The 18284-nt window shown below is 52.0% G+C and carries 16 protein-coding genes; 9 read left to right on the top strand and 7 right to left on the bottom strand.

Going from position 1 to position 18284, the window contains the following annotated elements:
* The first annotated feature begins 175 nt into the window (after positions 1 to 175).
* From IEW06_RS18985 to IEW06_RS18965, 5 genes are all read left to right on the top strand, one after another.
* Entirely contained in the window at positions 176 to 2230 is a 2055-nt protein-coding gene (locus tag IEW06_RS18985) for a BatA domain-containing protein (protein WP_188548757.1), read from the top strand.
* 28 nt (positions 2231 to 2258) lie between these two features.
* Complete coding sequence (locus IEW06_RS18980) at positions 2259 to 2810, top strand: DUF4199 domain-containing protein (protein ID WP_187731320.1); 552 nt, start codon at positions 2259 to 2261, stop codon at positions 2808 to 2810.
* Between the two features lie 49 nt (positions 2811 to 2859).
* Entirely contained in the window at positions 2860 to 3387 is a 528-nt protein-coding gene (locus IEW06_RS18975) for a DUF4199 domain-containing protein (protein WP_188548756.1), read from the top strand.
* The gene (locus IEW06_RS18970; RefSeq protein ID WP_188548755.1) at positions 3380 to 4366 is read left to right on the top strand and encodes a glycosyltransferase family 2 protein; all 987 of its coding nucleotides are present in this window, start codon (positions 3380 to 3382) and stop codon (positions 4364 to 4366) included. The genes IEW06_RS18975 and IEW06_RS18970 overlap by 8 nt, the downstream gene beginning before the upstream one ends.
* A gap of 81 nt (positions 4367 to 4447) precedes the next feature.
* Entirely contained in the window at positions 4448 to 5572 is a 1125-nt protein-coding gene (locus tag IEW06_RS18965) for a glycosyltransferase (protein ID WP_187731323.1), read from the top strand.
* On the opposite strand, the gene IEW06_RS18960 is transcribed toward IEW06_RS18965, so the two are convergent.
* Together IEW06_RS18960 and purB are read right to left on the bottom strand one after the other, a co-directional pair.
* Positions 5544 to 6665 carry a glycosyltransferase family 9 protein gene (locus tag IEW06_RS18960; RefSeq protein WP_188548754.1) on the bottom strand — a complete coding sequence of 374 codons (1122 nt, stop codon included), beginning with the start codon at positions 6663 to 6665 and terminating at the stop codon, positions 5544 to 5546. The genes IEW06_RS18965 and IEW06_RS18960 overlap by 29 nt on opposite strands.
* 85 nt (positions 6666 to 6750) lie before the next feature.
* On the bottom strand, positions 6751 to 8109 hold the full coding sequence (purB, locus tag IEW06_RS18955; RefSeq protein ID WP_187731324.1) for an adenylosuccinate lyase: 1359 nt from the start codon (positions 8107 to 8109) through the stop codon (positions 6751 to 6753).
* A 159-nt stretch (positions 8110 to 8268) separates the two neighbouring features.
* Between purB and IEW06_RS18950 the strand changes: the two genes are divergently transcribed.
* On the top strand, positions 8269 to 10413 hold the full coding sequence (locus tag IEW06_RS18950) for a transglycosylase domain-containing protein (protein ID WP_187731325.1): 2145 nt from the start codon (positions 8269 to 8271) through the stop codon (positions 10411 to 10413).
* Between the two features lie 160 nt (positions 10414 to 10573).
* On the opposite strand, the gene IEW06_RS18945 is transcribed toward IEW06_RS18950, so the two are convergent.
* The 3 genes from IEW06_RS18945 to hemG form a co-directional block, all read right to left on the bottom strand.
* A complete protein-coding gene (locus tag IEW06_RS18945; protein ID WP_187731326.1) occupies positions 10574 to 11518 on the bottom strand; it encodes a TerC family protein in 945 nt (314 codons plus the stop codon).
* A 67-nt stretch (positions 11519 to 11585) separates the two neighbouring features.
* Entirely contained in the window at positions 11586 to 12371 is a 786-nt protein-coding gene (locus IEW06_RS18940; protein ID WP_187731327.1) for a polyprenol monophosphomannose synthase, read from the bottom strand.
* A gap of 26 nt (positions 12372 to 12397) precedes the next feature.
* Entirely contained in the window at positions 12398 to 13729 is a 1332-nt protein-coding gene (gene hemG / locus IEW06_RS18935; RefSeq protein ID WP_188548753.1) for a protoporphyrinogen oxidase, read from the bottom strand.
* Between the two features lie 165 nt (positions 13730 to 13894).
* On the opposite strand from hemG, the gene IEW06_RS18930 reads away from it, so the two are divergent.
* Complete coding sequence (locus tag IEW06_RS18930; RefSeq protein ID WP_187731330.1) at positions 13895 to 14434, top strand: D-glycero-alpha-D-manno-heptose-1,7-bisphosphate 7-phosphatase; 540 nt, start codon at positions 13895 to 13897, stop codon at positions 14432 to 14434.
* Positions 14435 to 14521: 87 nt separating this feature from the next.
* Here IEW06_RS18930 and IEW06_RS18925 read toward each other — a convergent pair whose 3' ends face one another.
* The gene (locus tag IEW06_RS18925; protein ID WP_165963497.1) at positions 14522 to 14674 is read right to left on the bottom strand and encodes a hypothetical protein; all 153 of its coding nucleotides are present in this window, start codon (positions 14672 to 14674) and stop codon (positions 14522 to 14524) included.
* 352 nt (positions 14675 to 15026) lie between these two features.
* A complete protein-coding gene (locus IEW06_RS18920) occupies positions 15027 to 16427 on the bottom strand; it encodes a type III PLP-dependent enzyme domain-containing protein (protein ID WP_187308801.1) in 1401 nt (466 codons plus the stop codon).
* A 259-nt stretch (positions 16428 to 16686) separates the two neighbouring features.
* Here IEW06_RS18920 and rocF point away from each other — a divergent pair, with 259 nt between their 5' ends.
* Positions 16687 to 17679 carry an arginase gene (gene rocF, locus IEW06_RS18915; protein ID WP_187731331.1) on the top strand — a complete coding sequence of 331 codons (993 nt, stop codon included), beginning with the start codon at positions 16687 to 16689 and terminating at the stop codon, positions 17677 to 17679.
* 145 nt (positions 17680 to 17824) lie between these two features.
* Positions 17825 to 18271 (top strand): YbaY family lipoprotein, encoded by a 447-nt coding sequence (locus tag IEW06_RS18910; protein ID WP_188548752.1) that lies wholly within the window; start codon positions 17825 to 17827, stop codon positions 18269 to 18271.
* Positions 18272 to 18284 lie beyond the last annotated feature (13 nt).

Genomic DNA, 18284 nt, shown 5'->3' with positions numbered 1-18284 from the left:
GCCCCCCAGCGTCCCCATACCGGATGCGGGGGGCTGCCCTCGTTTATAGCCCCCCACACCTCGAGATGCTAGCACCTGAGTGCTAGCTAGATTTAACCCTATTATAATAATATAAGTAACATATTAGAATACGGATTTGATGATTGATGATCTTTTGTAAAATGCATTTTTGACAATGGCGCTACTATTTCCGTGGTTTTTATTGGGCCTATTTGCTGTATCAATTCCTATCGCTATTCACTTTTTTGAGTTACGTAAACCGCAACTCGTTCACTTTACTAATGTCGGATTCATTAGAGAAGTGAAGTTGGTTACGGCGCGCCAAAGGAAGTTAAAGCATTTACTTGTTTTGTTAGCACGGATTGGGTTCGTTCTATTTCTAGTATTAATGTTTTGTCAACCGTTTATACCTGCTGCAAAGAATGATGTAAAACAAGGTGAGTTCGTCTCAATGATTATTGACACATCACCAAGTATGCAAGCTCAAGGTAATGATCAATCTTTGTTAGATAAAGCTGTAGAAGAGGCTAACGGTCTCGTGAATATATATCCAGCAACAACGCAGTTTAAGCTTTCTCCAGCAGCTAATTCCTTAAATAAATCCGCTTTCCAAGCTGCTACAGAACAGCTTACCGTATCAGGACAAGCTGCAGGGTTAAGCGCATTGATAGCTAAAGGAAAGGGGCAAATCAGCAGAGATGAGAATGGACAAACTTTCATTTTTTCTGATTTTCAAAAGAATGATTTTTCTCCGAAGTCTTTAGCTCAGATTGACTCTGCGGAAAGTGTATTTTTGGTGCCCATAACTCAGAATGTAGCCACTCAAAATGTCTATGTTGATAGTGTATTGCTAGATGATGCCTTCGTGCGGCGTGGAACTGATATCCTACTGCGGATTCGATTGCGCAATGGTGGACAAGAATCAGTGGATAACTGTCAGGTAAAATTATTTATTGGCGATAAACAGGCGGCAGTATACCGTGCGTCCATTGGAACGGGAAGTTCGACAACAACTTCAGTAAGAGTTCGCATTGATAACAATGAGCTGCAACGCTGTAGGGTGGAAATTGAGGATTTCCCCGTAACCTTTGATAATACTTATTATTTTACGCTGCAGCCTTCACCTCAAATACGCATTGTTGATTTGGCTGCAGGCGAACCAGCTACGCAGCGTTTGTATGCAAACGAGTCCCTATTCTCCTATAGCAAAAGCACTCCAAAGGCTATAAGCTATTCCAAAATAGAAGGTGCTAACCTTGTTTTGGTGCAGCAACCACGTGTGGATGCCGGCTTGCGCGAAAGTATAAAGAGGTTGGTTGATAAGGGCGGGTCGGTAGTTATTGTGCCACCCGCAATTACCGCAGGTCGTACGTCTTACACTCAGTTATTTAAGGATTTGGGAATAGGCTCAGTACAGTGGGAGCCAGCGCCTAATGGCGCGCCAAACTTAAGGGATGTAGCTACTCCAAGCCCACAAAACCCTTTCTTCAAAGACGTATTCGCAGCCCGTAATCGGCAGGCAGTGATGCCAAAAGTCTCGCCCGTATTACGATGGTCAAGATCGGAGACAGACATTTTGCGTCTACAAGATGGCGATGGCTACTTAGCCAGCTTCAACAGCGGACGTGGTACTGTGTTTTTATTCTCTGCGCCTTTCGAGACTGAGTATTCAGACTTTACTAATCATGCTCTATTTGTGCCGGTTATGTATCGTTTGGCAATGGAAAGCTTCCGCAATGATCAAGATCCAGCTTATCGCTTGAATCAAAAGACGGTAGTAGTGGCAGTGCCAGAGGCGACGGACAATACTGAACAGGTATTTAAGCTGACAAAAGACAGCTTGACCTTCATTCCGGTGCAGCGACTACAGGCTGGAGAGCTACGTTTTGATGTTCCGCCCGGAATGCAGATTCCTGGCTTTTATCAACTCATTCGTAATGGTCGTACTGTTAAAACTTTAGCATTCAACGTTGACAAGAAAGAATCAAATTTGGCGCGTTACTCAGCGGAAGAACTACGTACCTTGATTGGCAAAGATTATCCGAATATTCAGGTTTACGATGCGTCTGGGGGGCAAACTGTGGCAGCGCAATATAGTGCCGAGCGTATAGGCACACCGCTATGGCAGTATTGCCTATGGGCTGCTCTGGCCTGTTTATTAGCTGAAGTATTGTTGCTTCGTTTTATGACGAGGCGTAAAACAGTGGAACCAATGGCTGTGGCTGCCTAAGAGCCATCTTAGGCGCCCGTCTATTATCTTGCTGCATCACCTTTCAAATCCCGTGAACCCAGCCACAGAATCTAAGCGACTTATTGTACGTCATGCTCTCCGCTACGGAGTTGGGGCTGGAATCATCTGTATTATTTGGGTAATTGTTCTCTACCTGACCGATAATAACCCCTATGGACCAAAGCGACTGCTGAGTGTTTTTGTCCCGCCATTAGCTGCCTTATTATGTCAATGGGTAGTCCGGCGCTCCTTTTTACCTGACGGGCCGGGCTTCCGACGTGTATTGATGGCCGGGATTCTGACGACAGTGTTGGCTGCTGTCACATCGGCGACTGGCGTATATGGATTCGCTCGAGCTACCGGACAAGCACCAATTGATCGGCATTTATCAGAGATGAAAGCTCTTCTGGAGGCTAGTAAGGACGAATTTATAAAGCAGGCAGGAGGCCAAGAACAATACGAGCGTGCCCAGCAAAGCCTCGCTCATACGCCGCAGGCGTTGGCATCTGATGATTTTGAGAAGAAATTACTGTTTGGATTGATCTTAAGCTTTCCTGGAGCCGTTTTTTTTAGAAAATAACTACGTTCTTGTTGCTAGTTGTTCTTCTTACTCTCATTCTTCTAACTCCATGGAAAATACTTCTACTCCGGTTTCCACAACCTCTGTTGGCTTGCGCTACGGGCTGCTGACGGGTATTGTATCCATTATTTATTCCTTTATTCTGCTGGCAGCTAATCTGGAGCAGAACACTGCGCTTTCCCTTTTAGGGATTGTCATCTTGATTGGTGGTATTTTCTTAGCGCACAAAAATTATAAGGAGAATAATGGCGGCTTTATGTCTTATGGCCAGGGCCTTGGAATTGGAGTCATATTGAGCTTGGTCTCTGGTCTTCTGGGGGGCATTTTTCGCTATGTTTACATGGAGTTTATTGATCCGTCAGCAGCCCAGCGCGCGATTGAGCAAACGCGTGCCAAGATGGAAGAAGCGGGTAATATGAGCGACGCTCAGATTGATCAGGCTATCCAGATGTCGCAGCGTTTCGCTACTGGCCCAATTGGCATTGCAGTGGCCATCCTTGGATCAGCTTTAATAGGCTTTCTGCTTACACTTATTATAGCTGCTATCACGAAACATAATCGTCCTGAATTTGAGTAAGCGTTTGCCGCAGCATTTTCCTGTTGAAATATCAGTCGTAATCCCGCTGCTCAACGAAGCAGAATCATTACCAGAGCTAACACGTTGGATTCATCGGGTATTGGCTCAGCATGGGCTCACGTATGAAGTCATTTTGATAGATGACGGCAGCACAGATGACTCGTGGGAGGTAATTGAGGAGTTGGCGCAAGCTGATACCCATTTGCGCGGCATCCGCTTCAATCGTAATTATGGTAAGTCGGCGGCTCTCAACGTAGGCTTTCGGGCGGCGGTTGGCCGCGTGGTGTGCACCATGGATGCCGACTTGCAGGATTCGCCGGAGGAGCTGCCCGAGCTCTACCGCATGATTACGGAAGATCACTATGACCTGGTGAGCGGCTGGAAGAAGAAGCGTTTCGACCCACTGAGTAAGACCATTCCAACCAAGCTTTTTAACGGCGTTACGCGCTGGATATCAGGCATTCAACTGCACGATTTCAACTGCGGACTCAAAGCCTATGACCAGCGCGTGGTGAAAGGCATTGAGGTGTACGGGGAGATGCATCGGTACATCCCGGTTATTGCCAAGTGGAACGGCTTTGCCCGCATTGGGGAGAAGCCGGTACAGCATCAGGAGCGCAAGTACGGCGTTACGAAGTTTGGCCTGGAGCGCTTCGTCTACGGCTTTCTGGACTTGCTAAGCATCACCTTCGTGAGTCGGTTTCGGCGTCGGCCCATGCACTTCTTTGGTACGATGGGCACCTTATCATTTCTGCTCGGAATGATCATCACTTTATGGCTTGGGGGGCAAAAAGTGTATTTGGCGCTGAACAACTTAAAAGCCCGCGACGTAACAGCCCAGCCGTTGTTCTTTCTGGCCTTGGTAGCGGTAATAGTAGGAGTTCAGTTGTTTTTAGCGGGTTTTTTAGCCGAGATGATTTCTTTGAGCGGAGCCCGCCGAAACGACTACTTAGTACGCGAGAAACTGAATATTAAATAGCGCAGTAGCCCGTGGTTGGTAAGCGTCAGAACTTGCTGAGCACGGGCTACTTTTTTATCTATTCACGGCTAAGTTGAATCTATGCGCGTCGTCATTATCGGGCCTGCGTATCCGTTACGGGGTGGATTGGCTACCTACAACGAGCGACTGGCCCGGGCTTTCCGCGACGCTGGCGATGAGGTAAGGCTGGTGACGTTTAGCTTACAATATCCTAGCTTCCTGTTTCCGGGGCAGACTCAGTTTAGCACCGAAAAAGCCCCCCAGGACTTGCAGATTGAGGTTAGTATTAATTCAGTGAGTCCGGTATCGTGGTGGCGCGTGGGTAATCGGTTGCGCCGCGAGAAGCCAGATCTGGTTGTTTTTCGTTTCTGGTTGCCGTTTATGGGGCCGGCGCTGGGCACCATTGCCCGCCTTATTTCCCGCAACCGGCACACGCGGCTAGTTGCCATCACCGACAATGTGATTCCGCACGAAAAACGCCCCGGTGATCGGCCCCTGACGCGCTATTTCCTGTCGGCTTGCCACGGGTTTGTGACGATGTCGCGCTCCGTGCTGGCCGATCTGCGCCGCTTGCATTTCAACCAGCCCGCCCGTTATCAGCCGCATCCGCTTTACGATAATTTCGGCCCTTTAAAGCCAAAAGCGGAGGCACTGAAGGCTTTAAATCTGAGCGCGGATTTTCAGTACATTCTTTTTTTTGGCTTTATCCGAGCCTACAAAGGCCTTGATTTGTTGCTCGAAGCCTTTGCTGATGCGCGCCTTGCTGCCTTACCAGTTAAGCTTATTATAGCCGGCGAATTTTACGAGCCCGCCGTACCGTACGAGGCTCTTATTCAGCAATATAAATTAGCGGAACGCTTGGTGCGGGCCACCGACTTTATCCCCAATGAGCGCGTGGCCGACTACTTCTGCGCCGCCGACTTGGTGGTTCAGCCGTACAAAAACGCGACTCAGAGTGGCGTGTCACAGATTGCCTACCATTTTGAGCGCCCAATGCTGGTGACTGATGTAGGCGGCTTATCAGAACTGATACCCGACGGCGAGGTGGGCTACGTGACCAAAGCGCAGCCCAAAGCCATTGCCGACGCCTTGGTTGATTTTTACCAAAACCAGCGGGAGCAGCAGTTTACGGCAGGCGTGCAGGAGCAAAAAAAGCAATTCTCCTGGGGAGAGATGATTACAGCGCTGAAAGCCGTGGCAAACTAGAAGTCGGTAATGATGCCTGCACGGCCGCAAAAACCTTGCTGGGGGGCAAATCTTCCATGCAACTCGTGCCTAGCTTGCAAGTGCCACGGTAAAAGCAGACGCACTCCCGGTCGGGCTGCACGATCTGGCCGCGGCCGTACAGGTCGAATTCGTGGGGATTGAAGATGTTATTCATCAGCACCGTTGGCTTGCCCAGCGCAATGCTAATATGCATGGCCATCGTAACCTGGGTCACGACTAAGTCCATCTGCTGCATCAGGTTGATAAACTGCTCCAACGGAAACGTGCCCAGATATGCGGCCCCAGTAGCTAGGTGCAGGCGCTGGTTTCGCTCGTCCTCAGCGGCTCCTCCGAGCAGAACAGGCGTGTAGCCGGCTTGCTGAAGTTCGGTAATCAATGCAATCCAGTGCGAGTCAGACCATAAGCGCGTGGTCCAGCGGTCGCCGCAACCCGTATTGAGGCCGATGCGCGGACGACTCGTCGGCAAGTTGTCCCAGCGATACCCTTTATCGTCGTGATTTTCGAAAACGTACTCCTCGCCCCGAAATTCGTAGCCACACAGCTCAAAAATCTCCTGCACATACGGCTTCTGATTTTGTAAGCTCAGCTCATCGAATACACCCGTTAGAAACTTGTGATTGGCCAGCGAATTACCAGGCCAAGGCACACCGTTGGGGAGCAGCGTATAGCCGAACTTTTGAACTGCCCGAATGGTGTCGTGCAGGGCGCAGGCCTCTTTGTCTTTATCCAGATTGATCACAATCTCAAACTCGCGGGCTTGTAGATGCAACACAGCAGTCATGTCCAGCTTCAGAATCTCATCGACGGCGCTGGGGGGCAAAATAGCGGGCGTATGCGTGAGCCACGTGATTTTAGCAGCCGGGTATTCCTCGCGAAGCCGGCGCAGGAGCGGCGTCGTCCGAATTACGTCGCCGATAGCACCCAGCTTGATAATGAGAATCCTTTCCTGGGTAGGCGCATACACAGGGCAGCCAGCGCACTGGTAGCCCTGTTCTTTATTAGGCCGACAAGGCACATCGCCGCGGAAATGGCGGCAGTCAGGATGAACGAGGATGCCGTTGAGTTCGGGCATTGAAGACTGAAATTATCTTTTGTTGTTCTGCAATCTGGCGAATGGAGCTGTTACTCCAAGCATATTCATCACCAATCAACGACTATTAGATACCCACATAATTCATGGGCGAGATAGCACGCAATTCGACTTTCACTTCGTCGCTTACCGTCAATGTCTCGATGAACTCCCGAATTGTTTGCTCAGTAATGGGGCCGTGGGTGCGGGTGAGCGCCTTGAGCGCATTGTAAGGATCGGGGTAGTTTTCGCGGCGCAAAATGGTTTGGATGGCCTCCGCTACTACGGGCCAGTTGGCGTCAAGGTCGCGGCGCAGAGCTTCTTCATCGAGGGCCAGCTTGCTTAAGCCGCGTTGTAAGGAGTTCAGCGCCAACAGTGTGTGGCCAAGTGGCACGCCCAGGTTACGGAGTACCGTGGAGTCGGTGAGGTCGCGCTGGAGGCGGGAAATAGGCAGCTTGGCCGCTAAGTGCTCCAGCAAAGCATTCGCCACTCCCAGATTGCCCTCAGCATTTTCAAAGTCAATAGGATTGACCTTGTGTGGCATGGCTGAAGAGCCTACTTCTCCGGCCTTGATGGTCTGCCGGAAATATCCCAAAGAGATGTATTGCCACACGTCGCGGGCAAAGTCGATAAGAATGGTGTTCAGCCGCTTTAAGCCGTCGCAGGTAGCCGCTAAGTGGTCGTAATGCTCAATCTGGGTAGTTGGATGGCTACGATGCAAGCCTAAAGTGTTATTCACGAACTGGTTAGCGAACTGCTTCCAGTCTACTGTGGGGTAAGCCACATGATGCGCATTGAAGTTGCCAGTAGCTCCTCCAAACTTAGCACCGAATGGAACCTGGGCCAGTAGCGCCAACTGTGCTGTTAGCCGGGCGGCAAACACTTCGATTTCTTTGCCCAGCCGGGTGGGCGAAGCAGGCTGACCGTGGGTGCGCGCCAGCATCGGAATTGCCCCCCAGGTTTGGGAAAGTGTTTGCAAATGTTGTTGCAGGCCAGTGTATTGCGGCAAAATTACTTCCATCAGCGCCTCGCGCAAGCTGAGAGGAATAGCGGTATTGTTGATGTCCTGGGAGGTAAGGCCAAAGTGAATAAACTCCAGATAATCGCCTAACCCTAGTGAGGAGAACTGGTCGCGCAGGAAATATTCAACTGCTTTTACGTCGTGGTTCGTCACGCGCTCGTGAGCTTTTACGGCCTCGGCTTCCGTTACAGAAAACGTTTCATAAATGGCACGTAAAGGCTTAACAAGGGCAGAATCAACGCCGGATAATTGGGGCAATGGCAACTCGCAAAGCGCAATAAAGTACTCTACTTCCACCCGAACCCGGTATCTAATCAGCGCCAGCTCGGAGAAATAAGGTGCTAACGGAGCCGTCTGGCGGTGGTAGCGGCCATCGAGGGGGGAGAGAGCCGTGAGCGGTGAAAGGGTAGTATCAGGTGCAGACATGAGGCGCAGAAAAAGTCAGAAGGACCAAAGGTAGCGAATGCGCTCGCGCTACCATAAACGCCACATGCGGCTTTTCGCTACCTTTGTGGCTCGTGCGGCCGTGGGTTCGGCGCGAATTTCGCAGAGCCTGGTCGCGATATCCTCTCCCTGATTATTCGCGTGACTCCTGCTACTAAGAAAAAAATCGCCCTAGGCTTCGGCGTTCTCGTGCTGCTGTTGGCCGGCGCCGTTGGCATGTTCTTCCTGAAGCGCCAGCAACTTCTGGACTATGCTCTCGCCCAAGTCAAAACGCGGGTAGAGCGGAAGTATCCCGCGCAGCTTACCCTCGGGCCGGCGAAGTTTACCGACTTCAACACAGTGCGTATTGAGGGCGTTTCTTTCGTGCCTACGGGCAGAGACACGTTGTTGCGGGCCCATAGCATTAATGCTTCACTCAGCGCCCGCTCCTTATTCGCGGGTCGGCCGGTGTTTAGTAATCTGCAGATTGATAATGCTCGACTGACGGCACTCAAAACGGCTACTACCGATAATTTTTCTTTCCTCTACAAAACAAAAAAACGCAAGACCACCGTGGCCCGAGATACCACGCAAGGCACCAATTATGGTCTGCTGCTGAACCAGCTAATCGAGGCCGGGTTCGATAATATCCCCGCTGAGGCTGATTTTAAGAACTTTCTTGTTACGTATCGTAGCCCTGGGCATGCGGCAACTATTGCTATGCCCAGCCTCACCATTGAGGATGGCAATATCGCGGGCCAACTGACGGCGACTTTCGATTCCGTCGAGAATAAAGTAGGTATTCAGGGGCGCGTAGAACCCCGCGACTATGCGGTGCAGGCCAAGGTATACGGCTTGAATAAGCGGCCCGTAGTATTCCCTTATTTACAGCAGCGCTATAAGGCGCGCGTACAGTTTGATACGTTGCGCTTTAGCCTGACCGATAAGGAATTAGATGACAATGAGCTGACGCTGCGTGGTACAGCCGCTGCCAATAACTTCGCTGTTTATCAGGCCAAGCTTTCTGATCGGGATATTGTGGTGCGCAACGGAGGCATGGATTTCGTGGCTACGCTGGGCCAGGGGGCTTTTTCGCTGGATGAGGGCACAAAGGTTACGCTGAATAAGATGGTGTTTTACCCCGCCATCAGTTTGCGCAAGCTGCCCGTTCAGCAGCGTCGTATTGGTAAAAAGCTGAACGGACTGACCTCCCGCAAAGACTTGCTGGCCGGATTGCAGTTCAGCGCCGATATAAAGTCAACTGAGACGACGGCCAACGACTTTTTCGCTTCGCTGCCAGAAGGCATGTTTGAAACCCTGGAGGGTACGAAGGGGGAAGGCACGCTCACATACAGCCTCAAGGCAGCGCTGGACATGAATAAGCTCGATAGCCTGGAGTTTAATTCAACCCTGAAGAGCAAAAACTTTCGGATTACCCGCTGGGGTAATGAAGACCTAAGCAAGCTCAACCGCGCTTTTGCCTACACGGCATACAATGATAAAGGCGACTCCATTCGCACTTTCCCCGTGGGGCCGCCCAATCGGGATTTCACGCCCTTCAACCGAATTTCAAACCATCTTAAGAACGCCATTCTGACGGCCGAAGACCCGCGTTTTTTTACGCATAAAGGGTTTATGGAAAAGGCTTTTGTGAAGTCGGCTATCCAAAACATCAAGGAGAAACGCTTTGCACGGGGTGGTAGCACTATTTCGATGCAGCTGGTCAAGAACGTGTTTCTGACGCGCAAAAAGACGGTAGCTCGAAAAGCGGAAGAAACCCTCATTGTGTGGATTATTGAAAATACGCGGCTGGCATCGAAGGAACGCATGTTTGAGGTTTACCTCAACATCATTGAGTGGGGGCCAAAAGTGTACGGCGTGACGGATGCGGCGCGTTTTTACTTCGATAAATCACCCAGTGAGCTGAATCTATCCGAGAGCTTGTACTTAGCCAGCATTGTGCCCAAGCCTAAGTTCTACCGCTACTCCTTCGACAGCTACGGCAACCTGCGGGGTAGTGCGCGCTATTTTTACCGGCTGATTGCGGGTATTATGGCCAAACGGGGCATGATCTCCCAAAGCGCTTATGATGATTTATCGCTAGGAGTGGCGCTCAATGGTCCGGCCCGCAAGTACATCGTTACGGCCGTAGATACGGTACGAGCCTTCGCGCCCGCCGACTCCGCGCAGTTTGAGCCTCTGAATCTGATTGACTTGCTTGGCGGCAATACAACGCCCGATGAGGGCGTAAATACCACCCCGCCGGATCAGGATAATAACCCTGCTCCAACCCCAAAACAGCCATAAGCTGCTTGTTCTCTCTAGTCTAAGCGAGGGGAACAGTGTATCTGTCCGCTATTCAGTTAGCTAAAGGTGAGTGTTAAAAGCTGCGTTCCTGATAAAGGAACATACGCCCACAAAAAAGCCCCCCAGAAATAGTCTGGGGGGCTTTTTTGTGGGTATTCTATTACTTATGCAATGGCAGCGTATCCTCCTTTTCCTTCTTGGGCAACATCAGAGATAGAATAACCGATATCACCAGAATAAAGCCTACCACTCCCAAAGAAATGGCCATAGGAATGTGGAAGTAATCGGTAATTAAAAGCTTGAAACCGATGAATATCAGAATCAGGGATAAGCCGTAGTGCAGGTAGTGGAAAAGCCGCATCAGGCCTTCCAAAGCAAAATACAAAGCCCGCAAGCCAAGTAGTGCAAACACATTAGAAGTGTACACGATAAACGTGTCGCGGGAGACGGCGAGGATAGCGGGAATGGAATCAGCAGCAAACACCACGTCGGTGGTTTCGACCATCACCAACACTACAAACAGGGGAGTGGCGAAGAGCAGGTTTTCCTTGCGCACGAAAAAGCGCCCATCCTCTATCTTGCTGGTAATGGGCATGTAGCGGCTCAAGAACTTGACCACTGGATTGTTATCCGGATCTATTTCGGGCTCACTACCACTGGTGGCCATCTTTATGCCGGTATAAATCAGGAAGGCGCCCAGCACGTAGAGCAGGAAGTGAAATTTAGCCAGCAAGGCTGCTCCCACCAGAATAAATATTGCCCGCAGCACCAAGGCCCCGATAATACCCCAAAACAGAATCTTATGCTGATACTGCTGCGGAACCTTGAAGTAGCTGAAAATGAGCAGGAACACGAATAAATTGTCCACGCTCAGGGACTTCTCGATCAGGTAGCCGGTAAGGAACTCTAGTCCGGCCTGCTGCCCCATCGTGCGGTACACGAGGTAATTGAAACAAAGAGAAAGTGCAATCCAGAAGGCGCTCCATCCCAGGGCTTCGCGCATCTTTACCACGTGGGCCTTGCGGTTGAACACCAGCAAATCCAGCATTAGCATTGCCAATACAAAGATGTTGAAGCCAACCCAAAAGGCGGGGGTATTTTCCATTCGTTGTTAGTAGGTAGATACTGGACCGCTGCCCGGCAGCAACTCCGCCGTAGGTGCCTTACCTCGTTTAGCGGGCCGGGGTTGCGGTCGTAACGGAAATAGCGTCGGAACTGGCAACTGAAGTCCGATCGAAGCGACGAAACCAGCTGGCTACTTTCATCTGCACGACGCCAAAAAAAGCTTCTTTAAAAATACCCTTCGACATTTTGGAGGTGCCGCGGGTACGATCAGTAAAGATGATCGGGACTTCTTTTATGCGAAAGCCATACTTGTAAGCCAGCCATTTCATCTCAATCTGGAAGGCGTAGCCCACAAAACGGATTCGGTCGAGCTCAATAGTACGCAATACTTCTGCCGAATAGCATTTGAAGCCCGCCGTAGCATCGGCAATAGGCATACCCGTAATGAAGCGAACATAAGCCGAGGCGAACCATGACATCAAAACCCGGCCCATAGGCCAGTTGACCACATTCACGCCCTGGCAGTAGCGGCTACCGATGGCCATGTCGTAGCCTTCTACTGCGCAGGCTTCATAAAGGCGAGAGAGGTCGTCGGGGTTATGCGAGAAATCGGCGTCCATCTCAAAAATATAGCTGTAGCCGTGCTTCAGAGCCCAGCCAAAACCATGAATATAGGCCGTGCCTAGGCCCAGCTTGCCGCGCCGCTCTTCCAGAAACAGGCGGCCAGGAAACTCGTTTTGCAGCTCCCGCACAACCTGAGCGGTACCGTCAGGCGAGCCATCGTCGATGATGAGCACGTCGAAGGCTTTAGGCAACGAGAATACCTTGCGAATAATCAACTCTGCGTTTTCGCGCTCGTTGTACGTCGGAATTAGGACCAGCCCATCATTCATTGGATCAAAGATAGAAATATAGGCACTCAAGCTGCACTCTTAGCGATTTTTTCTGCCATCTGACGAGCGTAGCGCACACAGTCGGGCACGCCAACACCAGCCCGCCAATTGGCCACAGACTCTATTCCCTGCGTTGCCAGTTCATCGGCTGCGGCATGAGCCGCTACGATATTTGCATCAAATTGCGGAATAGCCTTGGCCCAGTAGTATTGGTGCTGCCACAGCGGGGCGCTCTTAATTCCGTAGAAGCGGCTTAACTCCGTGTGTACGGCCGCCTTTTGCGCATCGGCCGGCTGCCCGGCATGAGCCCTGTATTGGCTGCCACCCACAAAGGTGGTAAACAGCACCTGATCGGCAGGGGCTCGGTCAGGAAAGATAGAACTGGTCCAGATGCTGCCAGCCGCATAGGGCTGCTCTACCTTCGGGTGAAGGGCGCCAAAGCCATCAAGCGCGTGGGTTACATCGGTGCGGCGGTAGGCGGTGAATACGGCCGCCATAGGCGGGTAATTCACGGAGGCCAGGGCCGAAGCTGCTTCCGGAAAAAGCGGTTTGAGCAGCGGCGCGGCGGCGTAGGCGGGCAGGGCCAAAGCAACTACATCGTAGGAGGTATCCGAAAAAGCCCCCCGAGCCGTCTGAACCAGATATTTACCTGCCGCATCACGCGTCAGGCCCGTAACGGGCTGGCTGGTGTGGCGGTTGGTGAGGTGATGGGTAAGGGCTATGGCCAGCGTTTGGAGGCCGCCGCGCAGCGAAAAAATCTTGCGCCGTCCGCCGGCACCGCCCGATTTGGCCAAGCCGCGCAGCACCGATCCGTGCGTTTGCTCCAGGGCCGCGAGTTTCGGGAAAGTTTTGTGCAGCAGCAGCTGTTCCGGGTCGCCGGCGTAAATACCGGAGATGAATGGATTGAGGGCATAATCCACGACTTCAGACCCAAAGCGCCGCCGAAAAAAGCCCCCCAGCGTCTCCTGCGTATTGATTGGGGCAGCCGGACGTACGAATTCGCGCAGCAGATTCAGCTTGGCTTTGAAGCCGAAAAAGCCACTGGTGAGCAAAGCCGGCGGCGAGGCCGGCAAGCGATGGTAGCGCCCATCGCGGAGTATATAGCGGTTGGCGCTGACGGCGGCCGTTTCCTGAATTTCGGTAGTAAGGTTCAGATCGGTGAGCAAGTCGCGCAGCTCGTCGCTGAGCTGCAGGGAGTTGGGGCCGGTTTCGAGCAGGTAGCTACCGCGGCGCTCGGTACGCAAATTGCCCCCCAGCACCTCATCAGCCTCAAATAAATCGTACGCAATGCCCGCTTTTTGCAAGTAAAAAGCAAGCGTAAGCCCCGAAATTCCTCCCCCCAGAATAGCGACTTTCATAGTCAGCGAAAAATAAATGCCGCTAAGTTGTGCGAGCTGAACAGTGACCCACGAGCGACACTTTCATCAACACAACCTGCCGCTAATAAATGCCCTTGATCAGCAGTGGCGTCAAAGGTAAGGCCGCTAATTTGCCCCCCAGCCAGAATCAGTAGCTTTATGCCAATGAATAACCCGCAAACTGCTACTTCCTCCCGCGCCAAAGCCATATTTCTGGACCGCGATGGGGTTTTGAATAAAGAAATCGGCGAATACGTCTGGCGCTTGGAGGACTTTGAGATACTGGAAGGCGTGCCCGACAGCCTGGCCCGCCTCAAAGCGGCTGGCTATCATCTGATTGTGGTGACCAACCAAGCTGGCATTGCCAAGGGCTTGTACACGGCTGCCGAGGTAAAGGCCTGCTATGCCAAGCTACAAGCAGCCTGCAATGATGTGCTGGATGCGCTTTACTTCGCGCCGGGGCATCCTTCGGTAAGCGAGTCGCTGCTGCGCAAACCGGATTCGCTGATGGTGGAGAAAGGCCTGGCCCGCTTTCATCTCGATCCGGCTCAGTGCTGGATAATCGGCGACCGGCTCCGCGACCTGGAAGCGGGTGCCCGCGCCGGCGTGCGCGGCATCTTGGTAGGCGACACTACGACTCATTCCAACCTCGTGCAAGCCAATGATTTAGTAGAAGCCACCGACTTCATACTCAGAAATAGCTAACCCGTTGCTGGCCTCTCTACACGCATCAAAGCCGGCCTCCCAGTGAAGGAAAGCCGGCTTTGATGCGTGTAGCAAAACCTTGGCAACTTACTGCCGCGCGGCCGAAGTTTGTTCTGCGCTAGCCGTAATGGAAGACGAAACCTGGGTAGCAGGCTTGGTAGTGGAGTAAGCCGGGCACTTGGTGCGGCATGAGCCCAGGCCGGCCAGTCCGACAACGGCTACTAGAAGCAGTTTTTTCATGATAAAATACAAGTTGAGAGGAAATTCGGACGCTGATAATGCATTCCTCAAATGTTATGCCCGATAACGGTCAGGCGCAATTTAAATTGTCTGTGAGGCTAGGAATTAGGTGGAGCCTACGCAAAATCAGTGCGTCAGCGTACATCCTGTCCTCTAATATACTTCAGTCTTGTCCAATGTTCAATTGTAGGTAGTGTTAAGAACACTTTCCTGCGCGGAAAAACATCTGCGGATTGCTGCTGCCAGCTATTTATATTCTACAGTACTAAAAAAGCCCCCCAAAGCGAACGTGGGGGGCTTTTTTAGTACTGTAATGGCTTTGTAGCCTCAGGTTTGTCTATAAACAAAGACTCTACTGCTGATAGCCCAGAATACGCATCATGCTGTCACTGTCCTGCTCATCGGCAAATACCCAATTGCGCAGCGTGCCGTCGGCGTCGCGGTCGAGGATGACGTGCTTGGGCGCCGGGATAAGGCAGTGCTTGAGGCCGCCGTAGCCCGAAAGGCTTTCCTGATAAGCGCCGGTATGGAAAAATCCAACGTAGAGCGGCTTGGCATCGGTGGGCTTGCGCTCGGGCAGGAACACCTGATAAATGTGCTTCTCGGCGTTGTAGTAGTCCTGCGAGTCGCAGGTGAGGCCGCCCAGCTGAATCTTCTTGTAAGACTTCTCCCAGCCATTCAGCGCCAGCATAATAAAGCGCTGATTCAGGGCCCAGGTATCAGGCAGGTTGGTGATGAAAGAGCCGTCGATCATATACCACAACTCCTTGTCATTCTGAAGCTTCTCATCCAGAATAGAGTAGATAGTAGCGCCGCTTTCGCCCACTGTGAAAATGCCGAACTCCGTGAAAATATGCGGCTCCGGCACACCTTCCTCCTTACAGATACGCTTGATGGTGCGCAGAATTTCTTCTACCATGTACTGATAGTCATATTCGGGCTGAATGCTGGTTTGAATGGGCAAGCCGCCGCCGATATCAATAGTGGTAAGGGTAGGGCACACGCGGCGCAGCTCGCAGTATTTATGCACAAAGCGTGACAGTTCCGACCAATAGTAGCTGGTATCCTTTATGCCCGTATTGATGAAGTAATGCAGCATGGTGAGCTGAAAGCGCGGGTCTTCCTTGATTTTCTGCTCGTATAGCGGCACTGCATCGGCGTAACGAATGCCGAGGCGAGAAGTATAAAACTGGAAACGAGGCTCCTCGTCGGAAGCCAGGCGCATACCTATGTTGCACTTCTCGGTTACGTGATCGTGGTAATAATCTATCTCGGCGAGGTTGTCCAGAATAGGCATGCAGTTCACGAAACCCTCATTTATCAGCTCCGTGAGGTGCCGCCGATACCGCTCGCGCTTGAAGCCGTTGGCAATGATATAGCTCTGCTTATTGAGCTTACCGCGCCGATACAGCTCGCGCACAATGTGAATATCGAAGCCCGAAGAAGTCTCGATATGAATGTCGTTTTTGAGCGCTTCCTCTAGCACAAAGCTGAAGTGCGACGACTTGGTGCAGTAGCAGTACGTGTAGGTGCCTTGGTAATCGGTTTTCTCGATAGCGTCCGCAAACCATTTTTTAGCCCGCTGAATCTGGGAGCTTATTTTAGGTAGATACGTGAGCCGCAGCGGGGTGCCATGCTCTTTCACGATATCCATGAGCGGAATATCGTGGAAGCGAAGCTCGTTGTCCTGAACGGTGAAGTCGACAGTTGGGAAATCGAAGGTTTGGGAAATCAGGTCGTGGTAGGTATCCATTAGGGGAAGTAAGGAACTGAATGGGTAGAATTAGGGGACGAAGTGGTCAGGTGATAAATCACTAACTGCCTTTTCCGCCAGTTAACAACAGATTGGCCTTTTGCGGGCTTTTCCGCACCTTTGTGGGCCGGCAAAGATAGGCGGTAGGTGGGTACTCCGATATGGGGCGCCCAGGGCGAGAGCGGTGAGACGTGGTCCTGCTCTCTGGTATTCGGCCAAGGCCCTTAGCCGTCCGTTCCTGTCGGCGCATCGTTCTTTTATGAAACGTATTAAGCTCATCGAAGTCCGCTCCGAGCTAGGAGCCGGGACTCGCGGGGCCAGTCTGGGCGTAGATGCGCTACGGATTGCCTGTTTAAACAAAGGTTCTGATTATTTCCGCCGGTTCAATTCCGTGGCTGTGCCGGATCTGAATCATGTGCTGTTCGATAAAAACCACTTCCCTTACGCCAAGCACATCGACTCAGTTTATACGGTTCAGAAAAACATTGCCAATACGGTTGAACAAACATTACGCCTCGGCGAATTCCCACTAGTGCTAGCCGGCGACCATTCTAACGCCGCCGCAACCCTAGCGGGCATTAAAACAGCTTATCCGCACAAAACGTTGGGCGTAGTATGGATAGACGCTCACGCCGATATTCACTCTCCTTACACCACGCCTTCGGGTAATATTCATGGCATGCCCATCGCCATGGCGCTGAACGAGGATAACCTGGAGTGTCAGCGGAATGTGCCGGAGCCGGAAACCGAATTCTTCTGGCATCGCCTCAAAAACCTGGGCGAGCCGGGTCCCAAGCTCAAGCCCGAACACCTAGTGTATGTAGTGGTGCGCGATACGGAGCACGAGGAAAATGAAGTAATCAGGCGCTACAACATCAAGAATTTCGGCTTGGCCGAATTCAAAGAAAAGGGTCCGAAGCAGGTAGCCCGTGAGATTTATGAGCGCCTCCGCTACTGCGACTTGGTGTACGTGTCGTTCGACGTTGACTCTCTGGACTCGCGCTTCAGCAAAGGCACGGGCACACCCGTAAAAGAAGGCCTGAATGTAGAAGAAGCCATTGCTTTGTGCCAGGCGCTACTGGATAACGACCGGATAGTCTGCTTCGAGATGGTAGAAATAAACCCGACGCTCGACTCGGAAAACACGATGGCCAGAAACGCTTTCGACATTCTGGAAGCGGCCACCGATACCATCCAGAATCATTTGCAGCACGCCGATGCTACCTCGCGCCAAAGCCGCGCCACTACGTAGTCTGCTAAGTTTAACGAGAACACAAGCAATACAGGATGCTGGGGGGCTTTTTTCGCGGCCTGTGGTGCCTGATTCCGATTATCACTGCTAAAGCTGCGGTGGCTTCCTTATATTCAATTCAAGTTCAGACTAAAACTCCAGTCCTATGAAGCTCAGTAACGCGCGGTTGGGAATAATGGCTTTGGCGCTAAGTGCCTGCTCTGTATCGCCCCAAAAGCGCGGCCCTGAGGGCGATGTGCCCGGCCAGACCGTAAGCGCCGCCGTTACGGGCACCGTAAGCTACCGCGAGCGAATTGCACTGCCGCCCACGGCCATAGTGAAGCTGCAGCTTCTGGACGTAAGCTTCGCCGATGTGGCCGCCACCGTGCTCGACTCCCTGACCCTGCGCCCCTCGGAGGGCAAGCAGGTGCCCTACGAGTTTTTGCTGCGCTACGATCCGGCCCAAATCAACGCGCAGAGTACCTACGCCGTGCAGGCCCGCATTCTGGCAGATGGCAAATTGCTATTCACTACTACCCAAGCCTACCCCGTTATCACCCACGGCAACCCCCTCGACGTGAACATTGTGCTTCAGCAAGTGAATGCTAAATAAGCGCTTGGGGGGC

It is taken from the genome of Hymenobacter qilianensis (assembly GCF_014638675.1).
In the GTDB taxonomy this organism is placed as follows: Bacteria; Bacteroidota; Bacteroidia; order Cytophagales; family Hymenobacteraceae; genus Hymenobacter; species Hymenobacter qilianensis.
Note: the sequence above shows the minus strand (reverse complement) of the source record. Positions and strands in the feature narration are given on the sequence as shown.

Excerpts from the sequence above, each read along its gene's own strand:
- IEW06_RS18945 (WP_187731326.1), bottom strand. The coding sequence starts at position 11,518 with ATGGAAAATACCCCCGCCTTTTGGGTTGGCTTCAACATCTTTGTATTG.
- rocF (WP_187731331.1), top strand. The coding sequence starts at position 16,687 with ATGAAACGTATTAAGCTCATCGAAGTCCGCTCCGAGCTAGGAGCCGGG.
- IEW06_RS18920 (WP_187308801.1), bottom strand. The coding sequence starts at position 16,427 with ATGGATACCTACCACGACCTGATTTCCCAAACCTTCGATTTCCCAACT.
- IEW06_RS18985 (WP_188548757.1), top strand. The coding sequence starts at position 176 with ATGGCGCTACTATTTCCGTGGTTTTTATTGGGCCTATTTGCTGTATCA.
- IEW06_RS18940 (WP_187731327.1), bottom strand. The coding sequence starts at position 12,371 with ATGAATGATGGGCTGGTCCTAATTCCGACGTACAACGAGCGCGAAAAC.
- IEW06_RS18975 (WP_188548756.1), top strand. The coding sequence starts at position 2,860 with ATGGAAAATACTTCTACTCCGGTTTCCACAACCTCTGTTGGCTTGCGC.
- IEW06_RS18965 (WP_187731323.1), top strand. The coding sequence starts at position 4,448 with ATGCGCGTCGTCATTATCGGGCCTGCGTATCCGTTACGGGGTGGATTG.
- purB (WP_187731324.1), bottom strand. The coding sequence starts at position 8,109 with ATGTCTGCACCTGATACTACCCTTTCACCGCTCACGGCTCTCTCCCCC.
- IEW06_RS18910 (WP_188548752.1), top strand. The coding sequence starts at position 17,825 with ATGAAGCTCAGTAACGCGCGGTTGGGAATAATGGCTTTGGCGCTAAGT.
- hemG (WP_188548753.1), bottom strand. The coding sequence starts at position 13,729 with ATGAAAGTCGCTATTCTGGGGGGAGGAATTTCGGGGCTTACGCTTGCT.
- IEW06_RS18930 (WP_187731330.1), top strand. The coding sequence starts at position 13,895 with ATGAATAACCCGCAAACTGCTACTTCCTCCCGCGCCAAAGCCATATTT.
- IEW06_RS18960 (WP_188548754.1), bottom strand. The coding sequence starts at position 6,665 with ATGCCCGAACTCAACGGCATCCTCGTTCATCCTGACTGCCGCCATTTC.
- IEW06_RS18925 (WP_165963497.1), bottom strand. The coding sequence starts at position 14,674 with ATGAAAAAACTGCTTCTAGTAGCCGTTGTCGGACTGGCCGGCCTGGGC.